The organism is Comamonas sp. wu1-DMT (assembly GCF_040187805.1).
GTDB lineage: Bacteria > Pseudomonadota > Gammaproteobacteria > Burkholderiales > Burkholderiaceae_C > Comamonas > Comamonas thiooxydans.
In genome coordinates this window covers 252,863-260,913 of record NZ_JBANEM010000006.1, presented here as the reverse complement: position 1 = coordinate 260,913, position 8,051 = coordinate 252,863, and the positions used below count along the sequence as shown (strand labels likewise).

6 protein-coding genes are annotated in these 8,051 nt (G+C 62.5%); 1 reads left to right on the top strand and 5 read right to left on the bottom strand.

Annotated features, from left to right (window positions below; all coding sequences use genetic code 11):
* Positions 1 to 225 precede the first annotated feature (225 nt).
* The gene (locus tag V8Z78_RS11540) at positions 226 to 843 is read right to left on the bottom strand and encodes a glutathione S-transferase family protein (protein ID WP_349731392.1); all 618 of its coding nucleotides are present in this window, start codon (positions 841 to 843) and stop codon (positions 226 to 228) included.
* Positions 844 to 999: 156 nt separating this feature from the next.
* Between V8Z78_RS11540 and V8Z78_RS11535 the strand changes: the two genes are divergently transcribed.
* Positions 1,000 to 1,407: a YkgJ family cysteine cluster protein gene (locus tag V8Z78_RS11535; RefSeq protein WP_349731391.1), complete on the top strand. Its 408-nt coding sequence runs from the start codon at positions 1,000 to 1,002 to the stop codon at positions 1,405 to 1,407.
* 18 nt (positions 1,408 to 1,425) lie between these two features.
* On the opposite strand, the gene V8Z78_RS11530 is transcribed toward V8Z78_RS11535, so the two are convergent.
* The 4 genes from V8Z78_RS11530 to V8Z78_RS11515 form a co-directional block, all read right to left on the bottom strand.
* Positions 1,426 to 2,823, bottom strand: coding sequence for a sensor histidine kinase (locus V8Z78_RS11530; RefSeq protein ID WP_349731390.1), 1,398 nt, complete (start codon positions 2,821 to 2,823; stop codon positions 1,426 to 1,428).
* Entirely contained in the window at positions 2,823 to 3,527 is a 705-nt protein-coding gene (locus V8Z78_RS11525) for a response regulator transcription factor (protein ID WP_003065317.1), read from the bottom strand. Before V8Z78_RS11525 ends, V8Z78_RS11530 begins: the two co-directional genes overlap by 1 nt.
* Positions 3,528 to 3,649: 122 nt before the next feature.
* On the bottom strand, positions 3,650 to 4,945 hold the full coding sequence (locus V8Z78_RS11520) for a TolC family protein (RefSeq protein WP_349731389.1): 1,296 nt from the start codon (positions 4,943 to 4,945) through the stop codon (positions 3,650 to 3,652).
* Positions 4,923 to 8,036: an efflux RND transporter permease subunit gene (locus V8Z78_RS11515; protein ID WP_012836546.1), complete on the bottom strand. Its 3,114-nt coding sequence runs from the start codon at positions 8,034 to 8,036 to the stop codon at positions 4,923 to 4,925. Before V8Z78_RS11515 ends, V8Z78_RS11520 begins: the two co-directional genes overlap by 23 nt.
* Between the last annotated feature and the right edge of the window lie 15 nt (positions 8,037 to 8,051).

Sequence of the window (8,051 nt, the reverse complement as noted above, 5' to 3'; positions counted from 1 at the left end):
GCTTCCAGTTGGTGGTGCGGTAGCGGGGCTTGGACTGCGGAGTCTGACTCATCGCCCGAGGCTACCCCACCCCAAACGACGATTTATGCAACAGCGCCCCTATGGCCCTCTCCCATTGGGACGCAATCAGGCCTGCCACAGCCCTCGCCACAAGCGCGATGGCAATTCACCAATACGCTGGCATGCGTATTTCTTATCCCTTCACGTCCGGCATTTGAGATGCCGTCAGCCCAGCCTCTGCACCGAAGCCCTGGCCTTCACTCGCTCGAAATGGGCTGCCACGCGCGGGAATTCGGCGATGTCCACGCCGTCGCCCTTGAGCCAGCCCGCCACGGTGTAGAGATAGCCGTCGGCCACGGTGAACTGCTCGCCCATCACCCAGGTCTTGTCGCCCAGATAATGCTCTTCGATCACGGCAAAGCATTCGCGCATGTTTTGCGGCACCTTGGCGCGCATGGCGGCCTGGGCGGCCTCGTCGTCGGCCCAGCGCGAGGCGCGCGGACGGTGGGCGTGGGCGATGTGCGCGGTCGATGCCAGATAAGCATTGAACTCCTGCATCTGCGCCAGCGCGAAGGGATCATGGAGCGGCGCCAGCCTTGCCTGCGGATGGGTCTGCGCCACATACAGCAGCAGCGCGGGAGTTTCGGTCAGCACGCCACGTTCCGTGACCAGCGCGGGCACCCTGCCCTTGGGATTGATGCTCAGGTATTCTGGGCTGCGCTGCTCGTTGTCGGCAAAGCTCAGCGTCTTGAGCGTGAACTGGGCATCGGCCTCATAAAGCGCAATCAGTACGGCCTGCGCGCAGGTGCCAGCTGCGTAGTAAAGCGTGGTTTGGCTTGCCAAAATCGTTCTCCCGTGGATGGTGATATGCCTGTGCAGTGTAGGCTGCTGCGCAGCCGGCTCAATCCCATGAGCCGGGTCTGCTCATAGCAATGACGCAAGGCAGACATCGACATCTCATGGCAGCATCGCGCTTCTCCCAGAAGTGCCCCACCCGAAATGAAATCCTCCATCCGCATTGTTGACGTCGACCGCCTGGAAACCTGGAGCAAGTACAAGGCCGGCATGTGCGACAGCTGCGCAGCCAATTGCTGCACCATGCCGCTGGAGGTACGCCTGCCGGATCTGGTGCGCCTGGAGCTGGTGGACCCGTTCGAGGTCGAAAACATCGAGCCCAAGCTGATCGCCAAGCGGCTGCTGAAGATGCGCCTGATCGACCACTTCAACCCCAAGCACGAGATCTTCACCATGGCCCGCCGGGCAGGCGGAGACTGCAATTTTCTGGACAAGAACACGCGCCGTTGCACGGTCTATGACAAACGCCCGGAGACCTGCAGATTGCATCCCAAGAAGGGGCCCAAACCGGGGTTCTGCGCCTACGGCAACAAGGCGCTTTCGCAGATCTGAAAGCTTCTGGGCAGCGATTCAGACATCGGCCACGGCAGGCAGCCAGATGCGCGCCACCATGCCCGGATTGGCGTTGTGAAAACTGAGCTTGCCGCCATGCAGCTGGACAATGGCCAGCACGCTGGCCAGGCCCAGTCCGTAGCCTGGGCGATCCGATTCTGCGCGATAGAAACGGGTGGTCATTTTCTCCAGGGTCTGAGGATCTGCGCCCGGTCCCTGGTCCTGCACGGTGATCTCCACCCCCCATGCGCCATCGCTGCCCTGCTCCTGCGCCGGGGCCGCACGCAGCAGCACGTCAGCGCCATGAATGTCGCTGGATGATGCTCCGTATTTAATAGCATTATCGACAAGATTTGAGACGGCGCTGGCCAACAAGTCACCATCGCCCAGGGCCTGCACACCTTGCTGCACATCCAGCCTGAGAATGCCCCCGGCGTCTTCCACCAGCGGCTCGTAGAAGTCCACCACATCGACCAGCAAGGCCTGCAGATCAACCGGTGCAAAGCTCTTGCGGCTGGCTCCGCTTTCCACTTCGGCAATCTGCAAAAGCTTCTCGAACACCACACCGAGTTCAGCGACTTCTTCGGCCACCAGCGCCAGCGTGGCGGACTGCATTTCGGGGCTGACCTGCTGCGCGTTGCGCAGGCGCAGCAGGATGCGCGTCAGCGGCGTTCTGAGATTGTGCGCAATGCTGTTGGAGACATGACGTATGCCTTCCATCAACTGCTCGAGCCGATCGAGCATGGAGTTGATATCGCGGTTGAGCAGCGTGAATTCATCACCGCGCGGATCGACCGGAATGCGCTGGCGCAAATCGCCCGCTGCAACGCGCGACATGGTGTTGCGAATGGCTGCCGCGCGCTCATCCACCACACGCCTGAAGACCATGGCACCTATCAGGGCCATGATGCAGGCTGCAACGGCCGCCAGCAAGCTGGCCTGACCGAACAGCTCCTCCATGTCGCGCTGCAGCTGCATGTCGCTGCCTACGGCCAGCAGATTGCCATTGGGCATTTCGACCACGGCAACCCGACCCACCATCAGCCGCCCGTTGCGCTTCACGGTCAGCTCGCGCACGCCCATGATGCTGAGCTTGCGCGGAGGATAGACCTCGGCATTGCTGACAATGGTCTCGCCCTGCGGGTTCATGAGAATGAGGATTTCCGTGTCGGTATTCACACCGTCACGAATGGTCTGCAATATCTCGCTTTCCAGTGCTCCAGGGCCGTATTTGGCTGAGTGCTCGGTCAGTCTGCGCACATGGTTTTCGGCCTGCTTGTCGAGCCTCACCCGCACCACGCCCACGGTCTGCACATAGAAGACGGCCAGCACAATGGCCATGGTCAGAACCAGGAGGCCACCATAGCTGAGAGCCAGCCTGAAGGCCAGCGAACTCCAGGGTCTGGAGCGCATCATCAGACCACCTCGGGCAGGTCTTGCGGCTGGTCCGAAAGGCTGTAGCCCACACCGCGCACGGTATGGATGAGAGGCGTGGCAAAGCCTTTGTCCACCTTGCTGCGCAGGCGGCTGATGTGCACGTCGATCACATTGGTCTGCGGATCGAAGCGGTAATCCCAGACCGACTCCAGCAGCATGGTGCGCGTGACGATCTGGTGCGCGTGCTGCATGAGAAACGCCAGCAGGCGGAACTCGCGCGGCTGCAGCGACAGCGGCTGGCCGGCGCGCTCTGCGCTGCGCGAAATCAGGTTGACGCGCAGATCGGCCACCTGCATCTCGCGCGTGGGAGCCGGGATCTGGGCGCGGCGCACCAGGGCTTCGAGCCTTGCCGATAGCTCGGAAAATGCAAAGGGCTTGGTCAGATAGTCATCGCAGCCGGCCTTGAGCCCGCGCACTCTCTCGTCAGTGGCAGACAAGGCACTGAGCACCAGCACCGGCGTCTGTTTTCCCATGGAGCGCAGTGTCTGCAGAATCTGCAGCCCGTCAAAGCCATTGGGCAACATGCGGTCGAGGATGATGACATCCCAGTTCTCGCCAACGGCCTGTGCAATACCTTGCACGCCGTCACCGCAGACGCTGACATGCGCGCCTTGCTGGCGCAACCCTTCAGCGATGTAACGCGCGTTGAGCGCATCGTCTTCGATGATGAGGTAGCGGTACATGCTGAGTCTGTCTCTGGCCGTTGGTGGACAGACACTATAAGCCGTTGCCTCCACCTTCGCAGCCGGCGATGCAGCAGCATCAGGAGGTGGTACAGGGGTTTGTGCCATCTCCCTCGCCTCGCTCAAGGCTGCACCTGTGGCAGATCACCGCTGGCCAGACGCACTTCCCATTCCGCATCCAGCATGTCCTTGACCAGCTCCAGATGCTCCAGCCTGTGCTCGGTGATCGAGCCCAGTGCATCGATCAGCTCCAGAATCGTGCCCTTGCCCAGCTTGTAGGCGTCTTGTGCCATCTGGTGCAGCGGCGCAATCTGCGCCAGCCCTTCCTTCTCGTAGTCGCGCACGGCCGTTCGGCGCAGCGACAGCTGCTGCAGGGCGCGCTGCAGCTCGGACTGGGCGGCAAGCACAGCCGCATCGCGGCGCAGCTCGGCCTGATCGGCCTCGACCTTGGCGCGCTCGATGGGGCCTTGACGGCGGTCGAACAGCGGGATCTCCACGCTCACGCCCACCTGGTTGAAACTGCCGTCCACGCTGTTGCGAATGCGGGCCAGACCAAAGGATGGCGTGGGCAATGCTTCACGCTGCTCCAGCTTGATTTTCTGGCGCGACCTGTCGAGCTCGGCCTGCGCGGCACGCAGACTCGGCAACTGGTTCTGCGCCTGGTTCCACAGCTGCTCGTAGCTGGCTGCCTTGCGAATGTCAGTGGCCTGCAGGCTGCCTTCCACACGCACCTGCCATTGCGGCAAGGCGGCAATGCTGGCCACGCGTGATGCAGCATCCCGCAAGGCGGCCTGGGCCTTGCTGACCTGCATGCTCATCTGTGCCTGTTGCAGGTTAAGGCGCGCGCCGTCATAGCGGCTGCGCGTGCCTGCCTCGATCTGGCCCTTGACGATGTTGCCGGCCTTCTCCAGCTCATCACGGGCAGCCAACCACACCTGATAGCGCTGCTGGGCCACCAGCAGCTCATTGAAGGCATGGGCTGCATCGCTCATGGTGACGGCGACTGCGACATCTGCATTGGCCGCGGCGGCCTTCTCGCCCAGCCTGGCGTTCTCGATGCGCATGCCGCGCTGGCCGAAGATGGGGATGGCCTGCTCCACACCCCATTCCTTTTCTCCGCGCTTGCTGGAGTAGTGCATGGCGGGATTGGGTATGGTGGCAGCCGTTTTGCTGTCTGCCTTTGCCAGATCCAGCTGCATGCGATCTGCCGCCAGATTGGGCTGGTTCTGCACGACGATGCGCAGATATTCCTGCAGGGTCACAGGCTGTGCAGGGGCCGCCAGACGGCCCGCTGCAGCATTGCTCTGTGCGGCTGCATCCATAGCCTCGGCAGCATGGCCTGTGCCGCTGAAAGCGCCGCAGCACAGTGCTGCGGCCATGACCAGAGAGTGCCACTTATTCATCTTGAGCGCTTTCATCACGTTCTTCCTGCGTCAACATGTTCTTGGGGCCCAGCAAGGCATACAGCACGGGCAGCAGCACCAGCGCCACCAGTGGCAGCACCACCATGCCGCCAACGATGACCGAGGCAAAGGGGCGCTGGGTTTCGCTACCCACGCCGGTAGACAGAGCCATGGGCAGCAGGCCCAGCAGCGCCAGCAGCGCCACCAGAATGATGGAGCGCATGCGCTCGGCTGCACCTTCGATCAGCGCCTGCATCAAGGGCATGCCCTGGCGGCGCAAATCCTCGACCGCAGAGACCACCAGCAAGCCCGCCAAAGCCACCTGACCCAGCAAGGCGATAAAGCCGATGGCCGCGCTGATGGACAGCTCGATGTGTGCCAGATGCAAGGCTGCGATGCCACCGACCATGGCAAACGGCGCGCACAGCAGGATGATGCCGGCGCTGCGGGCCTGGCCCAGCGCACCGAACAGCAGGGCATAGACGATGACCAGAGACAGCGGCACCACCACCTTCAGGCGTGCAGCCGCACGCTGCTGGTTCTCCCACTCGCCGCCCCAGACGGCCTGGTAGCCTTCGGGCAGCTTCACGTTCTGCTTGAAGGTGGCCAGCGTGTCCTTCACCACCGAGCCGATATCGCGGCCTTCCACGTTGAACTTGAGCGCCATGTAGCGCGCATTGCCTTCGCGGAAGATGGAGGAGTTGCCGATCTTCATGCTGACCGTACCTACCGATCCCAGGGGGACCGAACCACCATCGGGCAGCGGTATGGCGATGTTGCGAATGCGTTCCTCGTCCATGCGGTCCACATAGGGCAGACGCACGCGCACCGGTACGGGGAATTCACCCTCCCACAGAGTGGTGGCCACATTGCCTGCCAGGGCCACTTCCAGCGTCTTTTGCGCGTCTTCCATGGCGATGCCCTGGCGTGCCAACGCCTGGCGATCGAACTGCACATGCACCTGCGGTGCCGGAGCATCGCGATACAGATCCAGGTCAACCACTCCGTCGATGCCTTTCACCAGAGACTTGGTCTGCTGAAGAATGCCGCGCAGGGTGGGAATATCGGGGCCGAACAGCTTGAGTACCACCTGGCCGCGCGCGCCCGATGTGGACTCTTCCACGCTGTCGCGAATGGGCTGCGCAAAGTTGAAGGCCACACCGGGAATTTCACCCAGCGTCGCACGCATTTCCTCTATCAGCGCGGGCTTGGTCAAGCCCTTGCGCCAATCGCCATGAGGCTTGAGGCGCACCAGCACCTTGGCCAGATTGAGCGTCTCGTTGTCGGTTCCCGATTCGGGGCGTCCCTGCTCCGTGGTAACGGTGATCACCTCGGGGAACACCTTGAGACGCAGACGCACATCGCGCAGCACTTCCTGGCCTTTTTCCAGCGAGATGGAGGCAGGCATCTGTACCAGCACATAGGCATCGCCCTCATCGAGCTCGGGCAGGAACTCGGTGCCCAGCCATTTGGCTGAAACCCCGGCCACCACCAGCACGCTCACGAACACGGCAATCACAGCCGTGCGGCGCTTGGCGGCGCCCAGCACCTTGGCGATCCAGTGCTGGTAGCCATGATGCGCGCGGTCGAAGATCTTGGGCTCTTCCACCATCACATGCTTGGGCTTGAGCATCAGGGCGCACAGCGCGGGCACCAGCCCCATGGCAAACACCAGCGCACCCAGCAGGGCAAAGCTGTAGGTCATGGCCAGCGGGCGGAAGATGCGGCCTTCGATGCTCTGCAGCGAGAACACGGGAATCAGCGCCGCAATCACGATGGCCATGGCGAACAGCGTGGGCTTGGCCACGGCAACGGCCGAATCCACAATGATGTGGCGCATGTCGTTCGCCGTCTGCGGCTTTCGCTGGCGTGCATTGCGGATGATGTTCTCGGCCAGCACCACGGCACCGTCCACCATGATGCCGAAGTCGATGGCTCCCATGGAGATCAGATTGGCGGGCATGCCCAGCCAGTGCAGGCCGATGAAGGCCACCAGCAGCGACAGCGGAATCACGGTGGCCACGATCAGCGAGCCACGCAGGCTGCGCAGGAACAGCCACAGCACGGCCACGATCAGCGTGGCCCCGAACAGCAGGTTGTGCTGCACGGTCTTGAGCGTATGGCCCACCAGATCGGAGCGGTCATAGTTGGTGACCATGTGCATGCCTTCAGGCAGGCCGCCACTGTTGAGCTCATCGACCTTGGCATGAATGTCATCGAGCACGATGGAAGGGTTGGCGCCGCGCTTGAGCAGCACAATGCCCTGCACCACATCGTTCTGGTCGTCCATGCCCACCGAGCCCTGACGCGGCGTATGCGACTGCGCGACACGCGCCACGTCACCAATGGTCACGGGAGCCTTGCCACGCATGGCAACGACCACATCCTGAATCTCCTGCGGATTGCGCAACAGGCCGATACCGCGAATGATGAAGGACTGCTCGCCGCGGCGCATCAGGCCACCGCCAACGTTGCGGTTGGACTTGGACAGCGCATCGCTCACATCGTCCAGCGACAGGCCCAGGCTGTAGAGTTTCTCGGGGTCCACTTCAACGTGGAACTCCTTGACGAAGCCGCCAATGCTCACCACGTCGGCCACGCCCTGCACCTGCTTGAGCACGCGCACCACATGCCATTCCTGCTCGGTGCGCAGCTGCGCCAGCGTGTGCCTGTCGCTTTGCAGGCGATAGTAGAAAATCTTGCCCAGCGGTGTGTAGTCGGGCGCCATTTCAGGCGTCACGCCGTTGGGCAGATCTGCCTGCGGCAGGCGCTGCGAAACCTCGGCGCGCGCAGTGAAGCTTTTCGCGTCGTCGTTGAAGACCAGGTTGATCATGGAGAGACCGAAATAGCTCTCCGAACGCAGCGATATCAGACCCGGCGTGCCGTTGAGTTCACGCTCCAGCGGCTGGGTGATCTGGCGCTCCACCTCTTCAGGAGCCAGGCCAGGAGCCTGGGTGATCACGCCGACCTGCACATTGGTCACGTCAGGATAGGCTTCGATGGCCGTCTGCAGATAGGCGTAGACGCCATAGATGGCAATCGCCAGCGTGGCGCACAGCGCCAGCAGCCGGCGATGGACGACAAATGCAATAAATGAACGCAGCATGGTTCAGACTCCTGC

What these genes read in the sequence shown, in the direction of transcription:
- V8Z78_RS11535 (WP_349731391.1), top strand. Translation starts at nt 1,000, where the DNA reads ATGAAATCCTCCATCCGCATTGTTGACGTCGACCGCCTGGAAACCTGG.
- V8Z78_RS11530 (WP_349731390.1), bottom strand. Translation starts at nt 2,823, where the DNA reads ATGATGCGCTCCAGACCCTGGAGTTCGCTGGCCTTCAGGCTGGCTCTC.
- V8Z78_RS11525 (WP_003065317.1), bottom strand. Translation starts at nt 3,527, where the DNA reads ATGTACCGCTACCTCATCATCGAAGACGATGCGCTCAACGCGCGTTAC.
- V8Z78_RS11520 (WP_349731389.1), bottom strand. Translation starts at nt 4,945, where the DNA reads ATGAAAGCGCTCAAGATGAATAAGTGGCACTCTCTGGTCATGGCCGCA.
- V8Z78_RS11515 (WP_012836546.1), bottom strand. Translation starts at nt 8,036, where the DNA reads ATGCTGCGTTCATTTATTGCATTTGTCGTCCATCGCCGGCTGCTGGCG.